General features: G+C 72.0%; 18 protein-coding genes. 10 read left to right on the top strand and 8 right to left on the bottom strand.

Annotation, left to right across the window (positions count from 1 at the left end; all coding sequences use genetic code 11):
• Positions 1 to 61 precede the first annotated feature (61 nt).
• Complete coding sequence (locus AB0D34_RS36765; RefSeq protein ID WP_362669830.1) at positions 62 to 655, top strand: hypothetical protein; 594 nt, start codon at positions 62 to 64, stop codon at positions 653 to 655.
• Between the two features lie 16 nt (positions 656 to 671).
• On the opposite strand, the gene AB0D34_RS36760 is transcribed toward AB0D34_RS36765, so the two are convergent.
• From AB0D34_RS36760 to AB0D34_RS36740, 5 genes are all read right to left on the bottom strand, one after another.
• Complete coding sequence (locus AB0D34_RS36760; RefSeq protein WP_053852631.1) at positions 672 to 1,046, bottom strand: hypothetical protein; 375 nt, start codon at positions 1,044 to 1,046, stop codon at positions 672 to 674.
• Positions 1,047 to 1,067: 21 nt separating this feature from the next.
• On the bottom strand, positions 1,068 to 1,619 hold the full coding sequence (locus tag AB0D34_RS36755; RefSeq protein ID WP_362669828.1) for a roadblock/LC7 domain-containing protein: 552 nt from the start codon (positions 1,617 to 1,619) through the stop codon (positions 1,068 to 1,070).
• Positions 1,620 to 1,653: 34 nt separating this feature from the next.
• Complete coding sequence (locus tag AB0D34_RS36750) at positions 1,654 to 2,898, bottom strand: hypothetical protein (protein ID WP_362669825.1); 1,245 nt, start codon at positions 2,896 to 2,898, stop codon at positions 1,654 to 1,656.
• Complete coding sequence (locus AB0D34_RS36745; RefSeq protein ID WP_362669823.1) at positions 2,895 to 3,311, bottom strand: hypothetical protein; 417 nt, start codon at positions 3,309 to 3,311, stop codon at positions 2,895 to 2,897. The genes AB0D34_RS36750 and AB0D34_RS36745 overlap by 4 nt, the downstream gene beginning before the upstream one ends.
• A gap of 170 nt (positions 3,312 to 3,481) precedes the next feature.
• Entirely contained in the window at positions 3,482 to 4,888 is a 1,407-nt protein-coding gene (locus AB0D34_RS36740; RefSeq protein WP_362669821.1) for a diaminopimelate decarboxylase, read from the bottom strand.
• Between the two features lie 160 nt (positions 4,889 to 5,048).
• Here AB0D34_RS36740 and hutU point away from each other — a divergent pair, with 160 nt between their 5' ends.
• The 4 genes from hutU to hutI all read left to right on the top strand — a co-directional run bounded on the left by hutU (position 5,049) and on the right by hutI (position 10,691).
• A complete protein-coding gene (gene hutU / locus AB0D34_RS36735) occupies positions 5,049 to 6,713 on the top strand; it encodes a urocanate hydratase (RefSeq protein ID WP_362669819.1) in 1,665 nt (554 codons plus the stop codon).
• A gap of 128 nt (positions 6,714 to 6,841) precedes the next feature.
• Positions 6,842 to 8,044: an allantoate amidohydrolase gene (locus AB0D34_RS36730; RefSeq protein WP_362669817.1), complete on the top strand. Its 1,203-nt coding sequence runs from the start codon at positions 6,842 to 6,844 to the stop codon at positions 8,042 to 8,044.
• Entirely contained in the window at positions 8,041 to 9,396 is a 1,356-nt protein-coding gene (locus tag AB0D34_RS36725; protein ID WP_362669814.1) for a formimidoylglutamate deiminase, read from the top strand. Before AB0D34_RS36730 ends, AB0D34_RS36725 begins: the two co-directional genes overlap by 4 nt.
• Positions 9,397 to 9,401: 5 nt before the next feature.
• The gene (gene hutI / locus AB0D34_RS36720) at positions 9,402 to 10,691 is read left to right on the top strand and encodes an imidazolonepropionase (protein WP_362670041.1); all 1,290 of its coding nucleotides are present in this window, start codon (positions 9,402 to 9,404) and stop codon (positions 10,689 to 10,691) included.
• 12 nt (positions 10,692 to 10,703) lie between these two features.
• Here hutI and AB0D34_RS36715 read toward each other — a convergent pair whose 3' ends face one another.
• Both AB0D34_RS36715 and AB0D34_RS36710 read right to left on the bottom strand, forming a co-directional pair.
• The gene (locus tag AB0D34_RS36715; protein WP_362669812.1) at positions 10,704 to 12,224 is read right to left on the bottom strand and encodes an RICIN domain-containing protein; all 1,521 of its coding nucleotides are present in this window, start codon (positions 12,222 to 12,224) and stop codon (positions 10,704 to 10,706) included.
• A 166-nt stretch (positions 12,225 to 12,390) separates the two neighbouring features.
• Complete coding sequence (locus tag AB0D34_RS36710; protein ID WP_362669809.1) at positions 12,391 to 13,305, bottom strand: RNA polymerase sigma factor SigF; 915 nt, start codon at positions 13,303 to 13,305, stop codon at positions 12,391 to 12,393.
• Positions 13,306 to 13,543: 238 nt separating this feature from the next.
• Between AB0D34_RS36710 and AB0D34_RS36705 the strand changes: the two genes are divergently transcribed.
• From AB0D34_RS36705 to AB0D34_RS36685, 5 genes are all read left to right on the top strand, one after another.
• Complete coding sequence (locus tag AB0D34_RS36705) at positions 13,544 to 13,924, top strand: STAS domain-containing protein (RefSeq protein ID WP_362669807.1); 381 nt, start codon at positions 13,544 to 13,546, stop codon at positions 13,922 to 13,924.
• 226 nt (positions 13,925 to 14,150) lie between these two features.
• The gene (locus AB0D34_RS36700; protein ID WP_362669804.1) at positions 14,151 to 14,645 is read left to right on the top strand and encodes an ATP-binding protein; all 495 of its coding nucleotides are present in this window, start codon (positions 14,151 to 14,153) and stop codon (positions 14,643 to 14,645) included.
• A gap of 291 nt (positions 14,646 to 14,936) precedes the next feature.
• The gene (locus AB0D34_RS36695) at positions 14,937 to 15,632 is read left to right on the top strand and encodes an LPXTG cell wall anchor domain-containing protein (protein ID WP_362669802.1); all 696 of its coding nucleotides are present in this window, start codon (positions 14,937 to 14,939) and stop codon (positions 15,630 to 15,632) included.
• Positions 15,633 to 15,872: 240 nt separating this feature from the next.
• Positions 15,873 to 16,967, top strand: coding sequence for a hypothetical protein (locus AB0D34_RS36690; RefSeq protein WP_362670038.1), 1,095 nt, complete (start codon positions 15,873 to 15,875; stop codon positions 16,965 to 16,967).
• Positions 16,968 to 17,032: 65 nt separating this feature from the next.
• A complete protein-coding gene (locus AB0D34_RS36685; protein ID WP_362670035.1) occupies positions 17,033 to 18,301 on the top strand; it encodes a hypothetical protein in 1,269 nt (422 codons plus the stop codon).
• Positions 18,302 to 18,396: 95 nt separating this feature from the next.
• On the opposite strand, the gene AB0D34_RS36680 is transcribed toward AB0D34_RS36685, so the two are convergent.
• Positions 18,397 to 19,941 carry an oligopeptide:H+ symporter gene (locus AB0D34_RS36680; protein ID WP_362669799.1) on the bottom strand — a complete coding sequence of 515 codons (1,545 nt, stop codon included), beginning with the start codon at positions 19,939 to 19,941 and terminating at the stop codon, positions 18,397 to 18,399.
• Positions 19,942 to 20,161 lie beyond the last annotated feature (220 nt).

Raw genomic sequence — 20,161 nt, 5'->3', positions numbered from 1 at the left:
ACGTTCGCTCGCTACCCTCCCCGACCGGCAGGACTGTGCCAGGACGACGAGGAGGCGGGACGTGGCACACGCAGATCGCAGGGCTCAGGGGCTGGCTCGGGTGGCCGTCGTCGTGCGCGCCGGGGCCGCACCCCTGTGGTGGCTCGGGCTGTTCGCGGCGGGCGTCGGGCTGCTCATCCCGGGGCTGACCGGGCGCCGGATCGGGGTTATGGCGGGCGCGGCGCTGTTCATCGTGGCCGTGGCCGTGGTGTCGTACGGCCGCCGCGGGCGGTACACCACGCTGGAGCGGGCAGCGGCTCGCGCGGGCAGGCACGACGTGCTCCAGGACCGCGCGGTCAGTGTGCGCAACTGGCGCCGCGGGCACCGCTGGTGGCTGCTGCTGGCCTGGCTGGCCGCGCTGGGCTGCAACTTCGCCGTGCCCGTCGCGGGCGGCCTGCTGCTCGCCGGGTGCGGTACGGGCCTCAGGCTCAAGGCCGCCTGGCTCGGGCGGCGCGAGCGGGACGGGGACGCGCTGCTGTGGGTGCGGGTCGACTGGCTCGCCGCGAACGGCGGCCGCCCGGCCGGCAAGACCGTCAAGGCGTACCGCAGCACGGGTGTCGCGGCGGGCGACGCGGCCCCGGGCGGGGCGCGCCGCCGCACCGCGGCACTGGTCTAGCGTTTTCGGTACGGGGTCACACCTCCAGGTCGGCCTCGATCGCCCGCAGCTGGTGGCGGGCCATCGCCAGGTTGGAGCGCTTGGCGTCCAGGACCAGGTAGAGGAAGAGCCCGTTGCCGCCGCGTCCGCTGATGAGGCGGATCAGGTGGTACTGGTCGGACAGGGTGATCAGGATGTCCTCGATCTGGCCCTTGAGGCCGAGGTGTTCCATCGTGCGCATCTTGGCGCGGACCACATCGGTGTTGCCGGCGGCGGCCACGTTCAGGTCGAAGCCCTTGCTGCCGCCCATGGTGCCGAGCGCCATGCCGCTGGTGTAGTCGACGAGCGCGACGCCGGTCGCGCCCTCGATGGAGGCGAGGGCCTCCTTCAGTGCGGTTTCGGTGTTGGCCATGACTGTGTCTCCTCGGTTCTGTCAACTTTCGGTGGTGGTGCGGGCCACCGTCGGTGCGGTGGCCGTGGCGCGGGCGTCCGCGGGCTTGGCCCGGGACGTGCGGGCCGCTCTGGGACGTGCCGGAGCGGGCTTGGCGGGCGCCTTCGCGGTGGTCTCGGTGGTGGGCGCGGTGGCCGCGGTGGCCGCCCCGGCTGTGGCGGCCGCGCTGTCGACGAGCTCCCCGATGCGGGCGCCCGCCCGGCGGCCCTCCAGGTGGAGGCGGCCGACGTTGACGCGGTCCTGGGCGAGCAGTGTGACGACGGCCCCGGCGCCCGCCGCGTACGAGGCGACGTAGCCGTACAAGCCCCGCACGAGCAGTTCACGCAGGTCGCCCTGGCCGGTCTCGTCGGCCAGCTGGGCGGCGAGGGTGCGAGTGGCCCCGGCGAGCGCGGCCACGGTCTCCGGGTCGACGCCCGGGGTGTCCTGGGCCAGGACGAGACCGTCGGCGTCGGCCGCGAGGGCGCCGGTGAGCTGCGGCACACGGGCCCTGAGCCGACGCAGCTCCTCCAGGATCCCGTCCTGAGCTGCTGCCATCAGGTCTCTCCTCTCGGCGCGGATCCGCTGCCGTTCAAAGGGCCTCCAGCGCATCCCTGAGCCTCTTCAGCAGCGTGATGTGGGGATCGACGGGTGCGACGGCGCCGGTGAGATCGACGGGTGGGCCGGTGCCCTCCGGCCCACCCGGCAGACCGGACATCGGCCCGCACAGCGGGTCGGCCGTGGGCATCGGGGGACACGGCGACACGGCTCCGGCCGCCACCAGCCGCCGTATGTCCACCAGAGTGTGGAAGGCCGGGCGGCCCAGCTCGCGGGCGATGTCCGACGCGGTGCGAACGCCGTTCACGAGGGCCAGTACGGCCTGCCGCCGGGCCGGGAGCAGGGGGAGCGCGAGCCGGTACTCGCGGGTCAGCGGGGCCTCGTCCGGCAGCGCGTCCGGCCAGATGCGGTGCAGGAGGTCGCGGCGGCGCAGCGTCTCACGCTCCAGGTCGGCGACGGGGACGGGGTGGGGGGTGCCGGGGGTGGTGGGTGGGTTGGTGGGTGGGGCGCTGAGTGAGTCGGTCAGGGGGTCGGTGTGCGGGACGGTGGGGGTGCCGCCGAGGCCGCTGTCTGTCGCACCGCCCGGTGCGCCGCGCCGGGTGCTGCCGGCGAGTGGGCCAGGGGTGCCGGTGCGAGTGGCGGCGGTGTCGAGTACCTCCCGGGTGCCGAGCGCCTCCGGGGCACGGGCGGAGGCCCCGCGGGCGTCGAGCGTGCCCGAGGTGTCGGCGGAGGTACCGGCGCTGCCGAGTGCGCCCGAGGCGCTGTCCGGGTCGGTGAAGTCGCCGGGGCCGTCCTCCGTGCCGTAGCGGAAGCGGCCCGGCGTGCTGCTCGGGGCCAGGGCGAAGTAGGCCGCGTCGTACAGGGCCGTCAGTCGGCACATCTCCAGGGCGCCCGGGGGCAGCAGCCCGCCCGCGACCAGTCGGCGGCCCGCCCGGTGCACGGCCTCCGCGCCGGTGAGGCGGCGGGTCCCGGTGCCGGCGCCGCCGGTGCTCGCGATGCTCTCGGCCAGGGCCTGGCGCCAGACGTCGGGGTCGAGTGTGCCGTGGGCGGCGAGGAGGACGTGGGCGCCGGGGGCGGTCGGGCTCTCGGCGTGCACGACCTTGCCGTCGGCGAGGTGCAGTGTGCCGCGCTCGCGCACCAGGACGCCGGTGGCGCGCTCGGCGGCCAGCCGGGTCAGCATCGGCGAGACACCGCCCCAGCCGCGACCGAGGGCGGCCGCCTTGTCGCGGACCGGCAGCCGGGGCGGCGGGGTGGCGTGGGTGGCCTTCACGGTCGTCATCCGAGTTCCAGCCGTCCCGCCATCTCGCCGAGCCGGATCCGGGCCAGCGCGAGATTGCCCTCCGCGCGGGCCAGCCACAGGTGCAGGAACACGCTGCTGTCGAAGGACGTCGGCACGAACCGCAGGACGTGGTAGCTGTCCCGGTTGCTGAGGATGAGGTCCTCGACCGGCGGGTCCGGCTCGTCACCCGCCGCCCCCGCGTCACCGGTGTCGGAGCTCCCGGAGGCGAAGGCGCGCTGCTCGGCGGCGAGCCGGGCGAGCTCGGCGGCCTCCGCGGCGGCCGCCTCCTGGTCGCCGCCCGGGGATTCCCCCACGGCTCCCAGGGCCAGCCCGCTCGTCCAGTCGACCAGCGCGGCCCCCCGCGCACCCGGCAGCCGCATGGCTTCCAGCAGGCACTCGTCGATTCCCTGCACCGTGGCTCCCCTCCTGCCTGCGGTTCGGCTGAGTGACGCCGAAACTACGCAACGTGTGCGCGAGGGGTGAGGGATCTGGCATTTTCCGGTGGAACATGCTCAGGGTGGCTAGAGTGGGTCAACTTGCCTTGTTTTACAGGCAAATTGATCAGCGGACCGGCCGGTGTGTGTCAACGGCTCCCGGGCGCGTGGAGGGTGGTGAGTGCACCGGCGTGCGCCCCTCCGGATTCGGCCACGATCGAGGCGAGCGTCTGGGGATCCCGTACGGTCGCGAAGCGGACGCCTCCCGCCTGGTCGGGGGCGAAGCCGTAGATGCCCGGCCGGGCCAGCGAGTTGTACGCGTAGTGGTGCGCGAAGTAGTACGCGCCCGTGTCCAGTGCCGCCGCGTAGTCGCCCTGCTCCAGAAGCGGCAGCGCGCGCCCCTCGGCCAGCAGGTCGCCCGCGAAACAGGCGGGCCCCGCCACGTCCTGCACCACGTCGGGCCCGCTCTTCGGCCGCCCCTTGCCGTCGTACGCCGCGATCCTCAGCGGCCACGACCCCGGCACGTACACCGTCCGCGTCGCCACCTGCACGCCCGCGTGCGTCACCGCCACCGGCCGCCCGCCCGCGCTCTTGGCGTACTCCACCCGCGCCACGATCGTGCCGTGCTTTGCCAGCAGCGACCGCCCGAACTCGGTGACCAGTCCGTACCGTCCGTCGAACAGCCCTGGCACCGCCTCCTTCAGCGCCCGCGCGTACTCCGTGTACGTCGGCGCCGTCGCCTCCGAGGCGAAGTTGACCGGCAGCCCGCCACCGATGTCGATCGTGTCGATCTGCGGCCGCCCGATGTACCGGTTGATCTCCTCGGCGAGCGCGTACGTCTCCGCGACCCCCTGGGTCATCAGAGCGAGCGGGATGCCCTGCGAGCCGGTGTGTGCGTGCAGCCGGGACAGCCAGGGCCGCTCGGCGTAAGCGCGCACCACCCACTCCCGCGCCCCCGCGTCCCGCAGCGCCACACCGAACTTCGAGGTCGCCGTGGCCGTGGACGTCGCCCCGATGGAACCCCCGCCGACCTGCGGGTTGACCCGGATGCCGAGCGGGGAGCGGCTGGCCGCCATGGGGGCACCTCCCATGCCTTTCGGGCTATGGGGGAGCACCAAGGCGTCGATACGGTCCAGCTCCTGCGGGTTGTCCGCGTTGACGGCGATCCCCAGCGCCAGCGCCTCCCGCAGTTCGGCCGGTGTCTTGGCCGGCGAGTCCAGGACGGTCCGGTCCGGTGACACCCCCGCCGCCCGTGCCAGCGCCAGCTCACCCGGGCTCGCCACCTCCGCGCCGATGCCCTCCTCATGCAACAGCCGCAGCACCGGCACCAGCGGGGTCGCCTTCACCGCGAACGCGTGCAGCACCGGGGTGCCGGGCGCGGTGACCTCGTCGAAGGCAGCGCGCAGCTCCCCGGCCGACTCCTGGATGCCGGTGACGTCGAGGAGTCCGACGATGGGGGAGTCCGGTCCGAGCAGGCCCCGCTCGACCGCGGCCCGCACCGCCTCGTCGCGGCGCACGGCCCGGTCCCGCGCGGTGTCGCTGTACCCGTTCACCATGTCTCCGTCCTCCGCGTCCTCATGCCCAGCGAAACATCCGTTCCCCACCGAGGCTGACGCGAGAACGTATTGACTAGTTCTATTCAGAAAGCCAGGATGTGAATATCAGCAGCAGCAGTCCGCAGCAGCAATCCGAAGCTGAGCCCCCAGGAGGCAGACCATGTCAGGACCCCGCCCCGTACGAGCGCCGCGCGGTACGGAACTGAGCGCCCTGGGATGGCAGCAGGAAGCCGCCCTGCGGATGCTGCAGAACAACCTCGACCCCGAGGTCGCCGAGCACCCCGACAAGCTCGTCGTCTACGGCGGCACCGGCAAGGCGGCCCGCGACTGGCGCTCCTTCGACGCCATGGTCCGCACGCTGCGCACCCTCAAGCAGGACGAGACCATGCTCGTCCAGTCCGGCCGCCCCGTCGGCGTCATGCAGACCCACGAGTGGGCCCCGCGCGTCCTGATCGCCAACTCCAACCTGGTGGGCGACTGGGCGAACTGGGAGGAGTTCCGGCGCCTGGAGCAGCTGGGGCTGACCATGTACGGGCAGATGACCGCCGGTTCCTGGATCTACATCGGCACCCAGGGCATCCTCCAGGGCACCTATGAGACCTTCGCCGCCGTCGCCGCGAAGAAGTTCGGCGGCACACTGGCGGGCACGATCACCCTCACCGCCGGCCTCGGCGGCATGGGCGGCGCCCAGCCCCTCGCGGTCACCATGAACGACGGCGTCGCGATCTGCATCGACTGCGACCCGCGTGCCATCGAACGGCGCATCGAGCACCGCTACCTCGACGTGAAGGCCGACAACCTGGAGCACGCGCTCCAGCTCGCCGTCGAGGCCCGTGACGCCCGCCGGCCGCTCTCCATCGGACTGCTGGGCAACGCCGCCGAACTGCTGCCGCGCATGCTCGCCGAGGGCGCGCCCGTCGACATCGTCACCGACCAGACCTCCGCGCACGACCCGCTGGCGTATCTGCCGGTGGGCGTCGACTTCGACGACATGGCGTCCGCCGCCGCCAAGGACCCGGCAGGGTTCACGGTGCGTGCCCGCGAGTCCATGGCCCGGCATGTCGAGGCCATGGTCGGCTTCATGGACGCAGGCGCCGAGGTCTTCGACTACGGCAACTCGATCCGCGGCGAGGCCCAACTCGCCGGGTACGACCGGGCGTTCACCTTCCCCGGGTTCGTCCCCGCCTACATCCGACCGCTGTTCTGCGAGGGCAAGGGGCCCTTCCGCTGGGCCGCGCTGTCGGGTGAGGCCTCCGACATCGCCAAGACCGACAAGGCGATCCTGGAGCTGTTCCCCGAGAACGAGTCCCTCGCGCGGTGGATCAAGATGGCGGGTGAGCGGGTGCACTTCCAGGGGCTGCCTGCCCGCATCTGCTGGCTGGGTTACGGGGAGCGGGACAAGGCCGGCGAGCGGTTCAACGACATGGTGGCTTCCGGTGAGCTGGCGGCACCGCTGGCGATCGGACGGGACCACCTGGACGCCGGGTCCGTCGCCTCCCCCTACCGGGAGACGGAGGCCATGCTCGACGGGTCCGACGCGATCGCCGACTGGCCGCTGCTGAACGCCATGGTCAACGTGGCGTCGGGGGCGTCCTGGGTGTCCATTCACCACGGGGGTGGGGTGGGGATGGGGCGGTCCATCCACGCCGGGCAGGTGACGGTGGCCGACGGTACGGCGCTGGGCGGGGAGAAGGTCCGGCGGGTGCTGACGAACGACCCGGGGATGGGTGTGATCCGGCACGTGGACGCGGGGTACGACATCGCGGAGTCTGTTGCCGATGAGCGGGGCGTGCGGGTGCCGATGCGTGAAGGTGGCTCGGAGTGACGGTGGGCGGCAACTCTTCGGTGGGGGCGGGTGTTCCGTCGCCGTGCGCGGGTCAGGCTGAGCCCACCCGTTCCGCCCTGCGGAACGACTGCCCACAGCCTGGCCAACACACCCCCTCCTTTCACGAGATGTGGCATGAGCTGGTCCCCATCGGCCGGCACCCCGACTCCCACGGCTACCGCCGGTTCGCCTGGACCGCGGCCGACGCCGAGTGCCGGGCCTGGTTCAAGCAGCAGGCCGAAGCTCGCGGACTGGCCTACGAGGTCGACCGGAACGGGAACCAGTGGGCCTGGCTCGGGGACCCGGCCGCCGGGGACGCCGTCGTCACCGGGTCGCACCTGGACTCCGTGCCCGACGGCGGCGCCTTCGACGGCCCCCTCGGAGTCGTGTCCTCCTTCGCCGCACTCGATGAACTGCGGGCGCGGCGGGCCGAGTTCGCCAGGCCCCTCGCCCTCGTCAACTTCGGTGACGAGGAGGGCGCCCGGTTCGGGCTCGCCTGTGTCGGGTCGCGGCTCACCGCCGGGCAGCTCACCGTCGAGCAGGCACACCGGCTGACCGACGGGGACGGGGTCACCCTGCCGCGGGCCATGGAGGCCGCCGGTTACGACCCCGACGGCATCGGCGCCGACCCCGAACGGCTCGCTCGTATCGGCGCCTTCGTCGAACTGCACGTCGAGCAGGGCAGGGCGCTGGACCTCTCCGGCGACCGGGTCGGCATCGCCAGTGCCATCTGGCCGCACGGCCGCTGGCGGTTCGACTTCCGGGGCGAGGCCAACCACGCCGGCACCACCCGCCTCGTGGACCGGCGCGACCCCATGCTGTCGTACGCCGAGACCGTGCTGGCGGCCCGTCGCGAGGCCGAACTCGCCGGTGCCGTCGCCACCTTCGGCAAGATCTCCGTCGAGCCGAACGGCGTCAACGCGATCCCCTCCCTCGTGCGCGGCTGGCTCGACTCCCGCGCCGCCGATCAGGCGAGCCTGGACCAGGTGGTCGGCGGCGTCGAGAAGGCGGCAAGGGAGTACGCGACGGCACACGGCATCGACCTCGACGTCGTCCGGGAGTCCTTCACCCCCGTCGTCGAGTTCGACCACGCCCTGCGCGACGAACTCGCCCGCATCCTGGGCACCCACACCGATCTCAAGGTGCCCGTCCTGGGTACCGGCGCCGGACACGACGCCGGAATCCTCTCCGGGAGCATCCCGACCGCCATGCTGTTCGTGCGCAACCCCACGGGTGTCTCGCACTCCCCGGCGGAGTCCGCCGCCGAGGACGACTGCGTGGCGGGGGTCCTCGCGCTCGCCGACGTACTGGAAGGGCTGGCCTGCCGGTGACATCGAAGACGTACTGGCTGGAGCACGCCTGGCTCGACACCCACGTCGAGCCGGGCGTGGCCGTGGACGTACTGGACGGCCGCGTCAGCGCCGTCCGCACCGGCCTCGACGCCCCGCCGCCCGGCGCCGAGATCCTGCGCGGACTGACGCTCCCCGGGCTGGCCAACGCCCACTCGCACGCTTTCCACCGGGCCCTGCGCGGCACCGTCCAGGTCGGCTCCGGGACCTTCTGGACCTGGCGCGAGGTCATGTACTCGTTCGCCGACAGGCTGACCCCGGAGACCTACCACGCCCTCGCCCGCGCCGTGTACGCCGAGATGGCGCTCGCGGGTGTCACGGCGGTCGGCGAGTTCCACTACGTGCACCACGCCCCCGGCGGTGCCCGTTACGCCGACCCCAACGCGATGGGCGAGGCGCTCGTCGAGGCCGCCGCCGACGCCGGAATCCGCATCACCCTCCTCGACACCGCCTACCTCTCCTCCGGCTTCGGCGAGGCCCCCAACACCCACCAGCTGCGCTTCTCCGACGGCACGGCCGACGCCTGGGCCGAACGCTGTTCAGTTCTCAAGGACCGGGATCACGCGAGGATCGGTGCGGCGATCCACTCCGTACGGGCCGTGCCCGCCGACCAGTTGGCGACCGTGGCGCGCTGGGCCGAGGAGCGGCGGGCCCCGCTCCACGTCCACCTGTCCGAACAGACCGCCGAGAACGACGCCTGCCATCAGGCCCACGGCTGCACGCCGACCCGGCTCCTCGCCGAGCACGGGGTGCTGGGGCCGCGCACCACCGGCGTCCACAACACCCACCTCACCGACGAGGACATCGCCCTGATCGGCGACAGCGGCACCGGCACCTGCATGTGCCCGACGACCGAACGGGACCTCGCCGACGGCATCGGCCCCGCCGTCGCCCTGCAACGCGCGGGCTCCCCGCTCTCCCTCGGCTCCGACAGCCACGCCGTCATCGACCTGCTCGAAGAGGCGCGTGCAATGGAGCTGAACGAGCGCCTGCGCACCCGCACCCGGGGTCACTGGACGGCGGCGGCCCTCCTGCGGGCGGCCTCGGCCGACGGCCACGCGGCCCTCGGCTGGGACGGCGCGGGCACCCTGGAACCGGGCGCCCTCGCCGACTTCACCACCATCGCGCTGGACTCGGTCAGGACGGCAGGGCCGCTTCCGCGGCTCGGGGCCGAGACGGCCGTATTCGCCGCGTCGGCAGCAGACGTGTCGCACACGGTGGTGGGAGGTCGGCACGTCGTACGGGACGGGGCGCACGCCCTCGTACCGGATGTGCCGAAAGCCCTCGCGGACGCCGTCGCAGCCCTGCGCGGACGAAGCGAACGAAGCGGATGAAGCGGATGAACCCGGGCCGGTCACCGGCCCGGCCCGCCCCCGGACCCGCCCCCACCGCCGACCAGGCCACCGAGGACGCCATGAGCAACGCGACGACCGTCAGCCCCGCCCACTCCGCGAGCACCGCAAGCACGCTCATCACCAACATCGCCGCCCTCGTCACCAACGACCCCTCCCTGGGTGACAGATCTCCCCTCGGACTGATCCAGGACGCGGCCGTCGCCATCGAGGGCGACCGCGTCGTGTGGACCGGTGATCAAAGCAAAGCACCCGCCACTGACAATCGGGTCGACGCAGGTGGCAGGGCGGTCCTCCCGGGCTTCGTGGACTCCCACTCCCACCTCGTCTTCGCGGGCGACCGCACCCAGGAGTTCAACGCCCGTATGTCCGGCCGGGCCTACAGCGCGGGCGGCATCCGCACGACGGTGGCGGCGACCCGGGCGGCGAGCGACGGCGAACTCGAACGCAACCTCACCCGCTACCTCGCCGAGGCCCTGCGCCAGGGCACGACGACCATCGAGACCAAGTCCGGCTACGGTCTCACCACCCACGACGAATCCCGCGCCCTGCGCATCGCCGCCGCCCACACCGACGAGGTCACCTACCTCGGCGCCCACATCGTCTCCCCGGACCAAGCCGACGACCCGGCCGCCTATGTGGCCCTGGTCACCGGCGAGATGCTCGACGCCTGTGCCCCGTACGCCCGTTGGATCGACGTCTTCTGCGAGAAGGGCGCCTTCGACGGCGACCAGGCCCGCGCGATCCTCACGGCCGGCAAGGCGAAGGGCCTGCACCCCCGCATCCACGCCAACCAGCTCTCCTACGGCCCCGGAGTGCAGCTCGCCGTCGAGCTCGACGCCGCCAGCGCCGACCACTGCACCCACCTCACCGACGACGACGTGGACGCCCTGGCCAACAGCAGCACGGTCGCCACGCTCCTTCCCGGCGCCGAGTTCTCCACGCGCGCGCAGTGGCCGAACGCCCGCCGCCTCCTGGACGCGGGCGTCACGGTGGCCCTCTCCACGGACTGCAACCCGGGCTCGTCCTTCACGTCCTCGGTCCCCTTCTGCGTCGCACTCGCGGTACGCGACATGGGGATGACCCCGGACGAGGCGGTCTGGTCGGCCACCGCGGGCGGTGCCCAAGCCCTCCGCCGCGAGGACATCGGCCGCCTCACCCCCGGCGCCTACGCCGACCTGATCCTCCTGGACGCCCCGAGCCATGTGCACCTGGCCTACCGACCGGGCGTCCCGCTGGTCGACGGGGTCTGGCGGAGAGGTGTGCGCGTGGTCTGACCACGGTCACCCCTACGACGCCCCCGCCCGCCACCGCTGCCCCGCACCCCCCGTCAGCGGCTCCAGCGACACCCCGCCCCCACCCCCCGGCGTCACCGCCGTGGCGATGGCGATCGCCGGGCGGATCACCCCGTCGGAGTCGACCGTGAAGCGCAGGTTGTCGCCGTTGTCGCCCTCGACCGAGTCGCAGGACCAGATGCCGAGGCCCTTGTCGACGTCACCGCGGCTGTCGAGGCAGAAGTCGGCATCGGCGGCGGACCTGAGGACACCGCGGCCGGTGTCGACGCTCCAGCGTTGGGAGGCGGCCGAGGTGCAGGGGGCGGTGACGACGTCCGTGCCGTCGTGGAAGTCGCCGGGGACGTCCAGGCAGCGGGCCGTGGAGACGTTGACCACCTGGGCGTAGGAGCCACCGGGTGGGCGGAACGGGGGAGGCGTCTTCCGGGGCGGTGCCGAAGTCTTCGTGGGAGAGGGCGACGGCGGTCTGCTCGTGGCGGACCTGGACGGGGAGGGCGAGGGCGAGGGCGAGACCGTCGTCGTCACCGTCACCTGCGGCGGGCCCGGCAGCGCCCCACCCGCCGGAGCAGAGGCCGAAGCCGGGACCGAGGCCGACGCGCCCGCCGGAGAGCCGTCCCCCTGTGACACCAGGAACAGCAGCAGCGGCGCCAGGGCCACCCCCAGCGCCGCCGAGGCCAGCACGAGCCGGCGCGGGCGCGGCCAGGTGCCGGCCGGCGTGCGGGAGCTCGCCCGGCCTCGCGGCTCCGGCTCGGCCGCGCTCCGCCCCGCGTAGGCCGTCCCGCCCCACGGCAGCAGCCCTTCCGCGAGCGCCGCCCGCGGGGCGTCCCGCAGTGCGCACAGCTCCTCGTAGGCCGCCGTGCAGTGCGGGCAGCGCGTCATGTGGGTCTGCAGATCGGTGCTGTCGCGGGGGCTGTCCGGTCGTGCGGACTCCTCGATGAGGCGGCGGAAGTCCGCGCACCGGGGGTCGTCCGAGGCCGCGAGGCGGAACCTGAGACACGTCTGGGCCAGGGACTGCAGGGCGCCCTCCGTGCCGTAGACCACGTCCTCGGGGGTGAGGCCCAGGTGGTCGGCGGTGCGGGGCGCCGGCTCCAGCTCCACCAGGCCGTACCAGACCAGGCCCTGGGTGCGGGCCGGCAGGGACTCGAAGGCGGTGAGCAGGGGCGGGACCGGGCCCGTGGGCGCCGCCGTGTTCAGGAGCAGCAGCACGCTCGCGTCCAGGCCGGCCGAGCGTTCGTCCCCGGCCCACGCCGCCGCCGAGCGGGCCGTCAGCAGCAGGAGCCGCAGCCGCCAGGGGACGCCGGGGTCGACCCCGCGGGCCGTCTCCCGGGCCGCGAGGGTGAAGGCCTGCGCGGCCAGCTGCCGGGCGGCGCTCTCACCGGCCGTGCACAGCCGGGCGTAGGCCAGGACCGAGGGCTGGTGGCGGCCTCGGAGCTCCAGCAGGGCCGCGTACGCCGTGGCCGGGTCGGCGCGCAGCAGCTCGGTGAGCCGGGCGTCGGACGCGCCTTCGGGGCGAGCCATGCGGAGCCTCCTCCTGACGTACCGGCCAGTCTGTGAGCGACCATAGTGAAGGAAGCGAACCGTTGGGGAAAGGGTTTCTCCAAGTAATCAAGCGGTGCCGCGAACGCACGGTGCCCGGTGTCCCACAGGACACCGGGCACGCGCGCAGGTCAGTGGCGCCGACGTGTCACTCCTCGACGGTCAGGCCCTTCCGCAGCCGCACGAGCGTCCGCGACAGCAGCCGCGAGACATGCATCTGCGAGATGCCGAGCTCGTCGCCGATCTCCGACTGGGTCATGCCCGCCACGAACCTCAGGGAGAGGATCTGGCGGTCCCGGGACGGCAGTTCGGCGATCAGCGGCTTCAGGGACTCGACGTACTCGATGCCTTCGAGCCCGTGGTCCTCGTAGCCGATGCGGTCGGCCAGCGCGCCCTCGGAGTCGTCCTCCTCGGGCTGGGCGTCCAGGGAGGAGGCGGTGTACGCGTTGGACGCGGCCATGCCCTCGACGACCTCGTCCTTCGACAGCCCCAGGCGCTCGGCGAGCTCGGCCACGGTGGGGGCGCGGTCGAGCTTCTGGGCCAGTTCGTCACCTGCCTTGGCCAGGTCGAGCCGGAGCTCCTGGAGGCGGCGCGGCACCCGCACCGACCAGGACGTGTCCCGGAAGAATCGCTTGATCTCGCCCACGATGGTTGGCATCGCGAAGGTGGGGAACTCCACTCCGCGACTCAGTTCGAAGCGGTCGATCGCCTTGATCAGGCCGATGGTGCCGACCTGGATGATGTCCTCCATCGGCTCACTGCGGGAGCGGAACCGGGAGGCGGCGAACTTGACCAGGGCGAGGTTCAGTTCGACGAGCGTGTTGCGGACGTACGAATACTCGTGCGTGCCCTCCTCCAGCGACTCCAGCCGCGCGAAGAGGGTCTTGGAGAGGGCTCGTGCGTCGACCGGGCCCACCTCTTCGTACGGCGGGATCTCCGGAAGCCCGGCGAGCACATCGCCTTCGCTGTCCTGCTCGATGGGATCCAGATGTTCCGGGGGGGATGTCGACGTCGCCTCTTGGGTATGCGATGCGTCGAGCCGGGGTGACATGATGTCCTCCATCGTTCTCGGCATAAGGCTGCCGAAGCCAGTTCGTGCACTGCGGTGTGCGGCGCCTCCAAAGCCGGCCGTGTCGAGTACGTGTCTCTACTAGCCCTACCCGGTTTCCCGACACGACCGCAAGTGTTTTCTGTGCGGTTATGTCCGTTTGTGGGTGATTGTTCGGGTGTCGGAGGGTGTGGAGAAGGCGTAGTGTTCGAGGGCGTCATCAGCAGCCACGACGTCGGGAGAGAGAGACGGCATGGACCGCGGGACGGTCGGCAGCGCACAGTCTGGCCGGCTTCTGGTTGAAGTGCGGCAAGAGGGCTCCAGTGCCGTCGTGACTCCGGCAGGTGAGTTGGATCACCACACGGCCGATTTGTTGCGTGAGCCACTCGAGGACTGCCTCGCCAAGGGAAAGAGTCGGCTTGTCGTCGACTGCACACGGCTGGAGTTCTGTGACTCCACCGGTCTGAACGTGCTGCTGGGGGCGCGGCTGAAGGCCGAGGCGGCGGGGGGTGGCGTACATCTTGCGGGCATGCTGCCGGTCGTGGCGCGGGTCTTCGAGATCACGGGGGCCGATGCGGTCTTCACCGTGCACGACACCCTGGACGAGGCCTTGGCCGACGAGGCCGGCGGCTGAGGTGGCGGGGCCGAGCGGCCGCCCCGGTGCCCCCGGTCGTGCCCCGCTCGTCCTCTCCGGCCGGTACTCATCGGGTGTCACACTCCTCGTGCCGGACATACGTCCCGAATACAGGGGTGTTCTGCCGGTCCGCCCGGGCAGGAGACATCCGTACTGACTGTTCGGTGAGCGACCTTGCAGTGACGTCTTGAATCGTGAACCGGTGAATCGGTGAGGTGAAGCGCTGATGAGCACCACCCGGCCCTACTCGCCGGGCGACCGTGACCCGGAGCCCAGCGCGGAGCCTGGCGGCGAAGCCGAGGTGTCGACCGGTCGGCAGGTCCGCCGGCTGAGCTTCGACGACGAGAGCGGGGTCGTTCCCCTCGCACGCGACTTCACCCGGCAGGCGCTGTACGCGTGGGGCTGGCTGCCGGCGGCGTCCGCGGACCAGCGCGCCACGGCGGAGGACGTCCTGCTCGTCGTCTCCGAACTGGTGACCAACGCCTGCCTCCATGCGGAGGGCCCCGACCAGTTGCGGATCTCCTGCGACAACAAGGTGATCCGGGTCGAGATCTCGGACAAGGGCGCCGGGCAGCCGGCCCCGCGCACCCCGCACCGGGCCGGACGGCCCGGCGGCCACGGCATGTTCATCGTGCAGCGGCTCTGCCTGGACTGGGGAGTCGTCCGGGCCCCCGGGGTGGCCGGCAAGACCGTGTGGGCGGAGCTGGGGGCTCCCGCCTAGCAGCTGTCCTGGAGTGACCCGGCGGGACCGGACCTGTTCCCGCAAACGGTGCGTCGGCGCACATGGGTGAGCAGCCGTGTGGATCAGCCGCGGCGGCGACCGACGGCAGCACGGCCGGGACCCGGCCGGGGGCGCGTGCCGGATCCCGCGACTCCGCCATGATCCGCCGGACAGGCCCGGCATCCGCCCGGCGGTGTCCCCACAGTTCCGACACTTACTTTCTCTTCCTTCCTCTCGTGCCCCGGCGTACCTTGACGGCCGATCTGATATGCCGTCAGAAATGAGGGGACCGTGGCGAAGCAGAAGCGAACCCGCGCTCTCGCGACCGCCGCGGCCCTGGCCGGCTCGGCGGTGTTGATGGCCGCCCCCGCGGCCAGGGCCGAGGTCGTGAACGTCAACTACCAGTGCAAGACACCGATCGGGGACAAGAGCGCCGTCTCGCCCATCGACATCAAGGGTGTCGAGAGCGGTGGCGGCTACAAGATCACCATGTCCTGGCAGAAGGGCGTCTCCTCCAGCCCGGTCGACCTCGGCAAGGGCGCGATGAACCCGAGCGCCACCATCAAGCTGGGCGGCGCGGACAGCGGGACGATGAACGTGACGGGCCCGGCCAACCAGGCCGTCGTGCCCGCCAACACCCCCATCAAGATCAACGACCTGACCGGGACGTACACCCCGAAGAAGTCCGGCAAGGTCACCTTCACCGCGGGCGTCCTCACCATCAAGGCGCTCGGTACGACGACCACCTGCACGCCGACCAACAGCCCCGGCGCCTCCCTGACCCTGGACGTCACCGCGGCCTCGGGCTCCTCCGGCGGCACCCAGAGCGACAGCGGCACCGGCGGCTCGGGCGCCGAACTCCCGCAGACCGGCCCCGAGGACTCGGCCATCGCCCTCGGCACGCTCGGCGGCACGGTGCTGCTCGCGGGCGCGGCGGGCGCGCTGTGGCTGACCCGGCGCAACCAGGCGGCCCGCGTCCGCCACTGAGCGGCGCGGTTCGCTCTCGTACGACAGCTGGAGCCGCCCCATGCCGTCCACCGCCCGTGGCCTGTCCTCGCCGATCCCGCCGGCTCGCGCCGCCGACGGGCGGTCCGGCGCGCGCTACGGCGCGATGGCGGGCGGTGGTCGGTCTCCCGTACGGCGTCCAAGGCGGCGTACGCCCGAATCCGCGCCCGAATCCCCGTGTGCGGAAGCCGAGTTGACGGGAGGGACGACGTGAGGGCGAGCTTGAGCCGCACCGTGCGGATCGCGGCGTTGGCGGCGGTGCTCGCGCTGCTGCTCGGACCCGTGGCGGGTACGGCGGGCACCGCGGCCGCGGCGGACGGGCCGAGTGTGCGGCTCTCCAAGTCCCAGGCGGGGACCGGCAGTTCGATCACCGTGTCCGGCAGCGGCTGGCGGCAGCGGACGCTGCTGATGCTCCTGATCTGCGGCCAGTCCGTGCCCTCGCGCGGGGTGCCCGGGGGCACCAACTCCTGTGCCAACGCGGACGGTCGGGCCGTCACCACGGACTCCGAAGGGCGCTTCAGCAGGAATCTGCCCGTCTCCGAACCGCCGGTCCCCTGCCCCTGCGTGGTGCACGTGGCGACCGTGACCGGGGCGAAGGCCGAGGCCGACGCGATCTTCCAGGTGGCCGGGCACGCCGTGGAACCGCTGCCCGCGGACACCTCGGGCGGGAGGCTGTCCGTCCTCACCGACACCGGCCTGGACGGCTCCGGCGGGCTGCTGACCTGGTTCGGGGCACCCCCCGCCCGCACCCTCGTCTTCACCGTCGGCAACGTCGGCACCTCCGACGTCAAGAACCCGGTCTTCCAAGTGGGCACCGCGCACGGGGTGTTCGCCCCGCAGTGGGAGGAACAGCCGTGGCGCGGCACGATCCCGCCGGGCGGGAAGGCACGGATCGAACTGCCCGTGGAGCTCTCGGGCGGCGCGCACGGCGACTACACCGTGTCGCTGAAGTACGGCGGCAAGGTGCTCGCCGAGCAGCCCTGGGACGTGGGCCGGCCCTGGGGCGTGACCCTGTTCTGGATCCTGGTCTGTCTGGTCGTGCCGGCGGCGATGTTCCGCGTCGGCATGGCGGTGGTGGACCGGGTACGGCCACGCCCCGCCGGAGGCATCCGGCACCGCGGGCTGCGGCTGCCCGAACTCGCCCTGCGCCTGCCGGTGTTCAAGCCCTCCACGGCCGCCCACGCGGCCCCACCCGCCTCCACCCTGCCGTGGTTCACCCCGGACGCCGATCCGGGCGCGGCCGGTGACCGGCTCTCCGCACCGCACGACGACAGCCCGACGAGTCCCACGACTCCCACCAGAGAGGGATCCAAGTGAGCGAGCGAAGGAGAGTCACCCCGGCCGCCGGGCCGAGAAGAGCGGGCGCGGCGGGTGCGGCGCTGGTGCTGGCCGGGGCGGGCCTGGTGCTCGGCCTCGGCGCCGGGCCCGCCCAGGCCGCCGAGGTGTCGTTCGCGACCCGGTGCGTACCGCCCGCGGGCGTCGGCCTCGACCCCGTCAACGGCACCACCAAGGTCGAGATCACCGCACCGGCCACGGCGAAGGTCGGGGACCAGATCGACGTGGTGTGGAAGTTCACGCAGGCCGCGTCGAAGAACCCGAACATCATCGATCTGCCGGCCAACTCGGTGCAGCCGACCGGCACGTTGAAGGTCACGGGCGCGCAGAGCGCCGACATCGCCATGACCGGGCCGCGTGAGAACCCGGCGATCCCCAAGGGCGGCGACATGGTGCTGTCCGACATGAAGGGCACGCTGAAGCTGACGGCGGCAGGCGAACTCACGCTGACGCCGGGGCCGTACACGGTGAACGCCATGGGCACGAACACGGTGTGCACTCCGACGGAGACGGTGCCGAAGGCGGCGACGGTGAACGTGGCCCAGGGGGACGGGACGTCGACGCCGACCACCACCCCGACCACCACCCCGACCGACTCGCCCGACCCGACCGACAGCGCGACGCCGACGGACAGCGCGACCCCGACCGACACCACCAGTGCGAGTCCGACCCCCACCGCGTCGGACGACGGGCAGACCGACTTCACCGGCAAGGCGGTCGACATCCCCTACACCTGCCAGTCGCCCCTCGGTGAGAAGAAGGCCACCTCCACGATCCAGATCAACGCCAAGAAGGACGGCGGCAGTTACGGCCTCACCGTGCAGTTCAAGAACTCCCCGATGGACAGCCCCGCCGACATCCCCGCGGACTCGGTGAAGCCCTCCATGGACGTGGTTCTGGGCGGCGACGACACGGGCTCGGTCCATGTCGAGGGCCCCACCAACTCCGCGGCCATCAAGTCGGGCGACCCGATAGAGATCCCGGACATGACGGGCACGTACAAGCCGGGTGCGACGGGTGATTCGACCCTGTCGCCGGGTGTCCTGACGATCAAGGCCCTGGGCACGACCACGACCTGCAAACCGGACAGGACGCAGGTCTCCCTGACCCTGACCACCGAGGAGCAGGAGGGCGGGGCGTCGGGCGGTTCGTCGACCTCCGGCGGCTCGTCAGCGGGCGGGTCGACGAGCGGCGGCCTGGCGGCGACGGGTTCGGACGACCACGCGGCACTGAAGGCCCTGGGCCTGGTGGCGGGAACGGCGGTGCTGCTGGGGGCGGCCGTGTTCACGTTCATGCCCGGGAGAAGGGTGCGCTGACCCACTCAGGGGCGCGGGGAACCGCGCACGCCGGTGAAACGCGCAGGGCCGCCGCACCCGGGCAGGTGCAGCGGCCCCGTCGGTTCAGCCCGGCCCTAACGAACGTCCCCCATGAGAGACTTCACCTTCCGCCGGTACATCCACACCGCGAACCCGGCGAGAGCCGCAAGCGCCGCCTCCCCGAACACCGCGGGCGTCCCGCTGAGATCGACCCCGGCGATCGCGGGGTTGGACAGCAGCCCGGTGATCGAGTCGCCCGCGGTGACCGCGAGGAACCAGACGCCCATCATCTGCGAGGCGTACTTCGCGGGAGCCATCTTCGTCGTCACCGACAGACCGACCGGGGACAGGCACAGCTCACCCACGGTCTGGATGAAGTAGATGCCCACCAGCCACATCGGGCTGACCGCGGTGCCGTTCGCCGCCATGGCGATCGGGATCAGGAAGAAGAAGAACGAGACACCGACCAGGACCAGGCCCATCGAGAACTTCACGATGGTGCTGGGCTCCTTGCCCTTGCGGTTCAGCCACACCCACAGCCAGGCGAAGACCGGGGCCAGCGCCATGATGAACAGCGGGTTCAGCGACTGGTACCAGGAGGTCGGGAAGTCGAAGCCGAGCAGCGAACCGGCCGTCTTCTGGTCGTTCGAGCCGAACGCCTGGACCGTGGACGCGCCCTGGTCGTAGATCATCCAGAACACGGCGGCCGCGACGAAGAACCAGATGTAGCCGGTCATCTTCGACTGCTCGGTGGCCGACAGCTCCTTGTCCCGCTTGATGCGCAGCAGCACACCGGCCGGGATGATCAGACCGATGACGGTGAGCGGGATCATCGCCCAGTTCAGCGTGAAGTGACCGGTGTAGCCGACGACGCCGTAGAAGACGGTCGCGGCGATCACCCAGAGCAGGCCCTTGCGCAGCCAGGCCGCGCGCTCCTCGGCCGCCAGCGGCTTCGGGACGAGGCTGCTGCGCGGGTTCAGCGTGCGGGAGCCGATGAGGAACGCGGCGAGGCCGATCGCCATGCCGACCGCGGCCAGGCCGAAGCCGAGGTGCCAGCTGACCTCCTGGCCGACGGTGCCGATGGCCAGCGGGGCGAAGAACGCGCCCGCGTTGATGCCCATGTAGAAGACGGTGAAGCCACCGTCGCGGCGCGGGTCGTCCGGGCCGTCGTAGAGGTGGCCCACCATCGTGGAGATGTTGGCCTTGAGCAGGCCGGAACCGGCCGCGACCAGCACCAGGCCCACGAAGAACGGGGCCTGGCCGCCGGGCAGCGCCAGCGTGAGGTGGCCGGCCATGATCGTGACGGCGGCGATGGTGACCGTCTTGCGCGGGCCCCAGACGCGGTCGCCGAGCCAGCCGCCGGGCATGGCGAGCAGATAGACCATCGCGGAGTAGACCGAGACGATCACGGTGGTGGTCGCCACGTCCATCGCGAGGCCGCCGCCCATGCTGCCCTTGCCGGCATCGGGTCCGCCGGAGAGCAGGTAGACGGTGAGCAGGGCCTTCATGCCGTAGTAGGAGAACCTCTCCCACATCTCGGTCATGAAGAGCGTGGCCAGTCCGAGGGGGTGGCCGAGGAAGGTCCTGTCGGTTCCGGGGGTGCCCGGGTTCACCGAGTCCTTCGTCAGGCTGGACGCCATGGTGGTTCCTTGCTGATCGGGGCACAAAAGAGACCTTCAGTGTCAACTCATCACTGAAGGTCCGCGTGGTGCTAAAGGCGTTCTTTCACCATACGACAGAGCCTCGCCGGAAATGGAAGGACTTGTGAAGCTTCCCCTTGATCGTGGACACCTGGAGACTGGGATCTTGAGGTTCCAGAGGAAGTAGCACCAGGTGGGAAGCAAGTACACGAAGCGGTAC

The sequence above is a fragment of the Streptomyces sp. NPDC048420 genome, from assembly GCF_040651535.1.
GTDB lineage: Bacteria > Actinomycetota > Actinomycetes > Streptomycetales > Streptomycetaceae > Streptomyces.
This window is presented reverse-complemented; position numbering and strand designations above follow the sequence as displayed.